This is a genomic window from Amycolatopsis sp. WAC 01375 (assembly GCF_003947325.1).
In the GTDB taxonomy this organism is placed as follows: Bacteria; Actinomycetota; Actinomycetes; order Mycobacteriales; family Pseudonocardiaceae; genus Amycolatopsis.
Map to the genome: position 1 here is coordinate 1 of NZ_QHHW01000004.1, position 1099 is coordinate 1099.

Consider the following 1099-nt stretch of genomic DNA (forward strand, 5'->3'; position numbering starts at 1 on the left):
GGGAGGTTGTGAACGGGGGCGACACGTGGGTCGATGATCTTGGAATAGGGGAGGGCCTCCGGGTTCGGTGTGGATTGCGACATCTGCACCGGCTACCTGGAGGCCCTCGTGACTCACGCTAACGCACCGTTGACCCCTGCCGGACGGTTGCGCCTGGCCCGGTGTGTCGTGGACGAGGGCTGGCCGTTGCGGCGGGCCGCGGAGCGGTTCCAGGTCGCGGTGTCCACGGCGAAACGGTGGGCCGGCCGCTACCGCGAGGGTGGCGAAGCGGCGATGGTCGATCGCCCGTCCCGCCCGCATCGCTGCCCGTCGCGGCTTCCGGCCCGGACCGAGCGGCGGATCATCAAGGTCCGGGTCCTGCGCCGGTGGGGACCGGCCCGGATCGCTTTTCTGCTCGGGCTGAACCCGTCCACGGTGCACCGGGTCCTGCGCCGTTACGGCCTGGCCCGGCTCTCCCACCTGGACCGGGCCACCGCCCGGCCGGTCCGCCGCTACGAACACGCCGCACCCGGTGACCTGATCCATGTCGACATCAAAAAGCTGGGCAACATCCCCGACGGCGGCGGGCACCGTGTCCTCGACCGCGCCACCGGCCTGCGGCACAAAAAAGCCACCACCACCGCCCGCTACCGGGATGGCAAACCCAGGATCGGATCCAGCTACCTGCACAACGCCCTCGACGACCACTCCCGCCTGGCCTACAGCGAAATCCTGACCGACCAGAAGAAAGAAACCGCCGCCGCGTTCTGGCAACGAGCCCAGAACTTCTTCACCAGCAACGGAATCACCATCAAGAAGGTCCTGACCGACAACGGGGCCTGCTACAAATCCCGCCTCTGGCGCGACACACTCGCCAACGCCGGGATCAGCCACAAACGCACCCGACCCTACCGGCCACAAACCAACGGCAAAGTCGAACGGTTCAACCGCACCCTCCTCGAGGAATGGGCCTACGCCCGCCCCTACCACTCAGAACGCGAACGACGAGACGCCTACCCACACTGGCTCCACACCTACAATCACCACCGCGGCCACACCGCACTCGCCGGCAAACCACCCACCAGCCGCGTCCCCAACCTCCCAGGTCACTACACCTAGG

The 1099-nt window shown here is 67.5% G+C and carries 1 protein-coding gene; it reads left to right on the forward strand.

Annotated features, from left to right (window positions below):
* Nucleotides 1–108 precede the first annotated feature (108 nt).
* Nucleotides 109–1098: an IS481 family transposase gene (locus tag DL991_RS00020; protein ID WP_125779648.1), complete on the forward strand. Its 990-nt coding sequence runs from the start codon at nt 109–111 to the stop codon at nt 1096–1098.
* The last annotated feature ends 1 nt before the right edge of the window (nt 1099 follow it).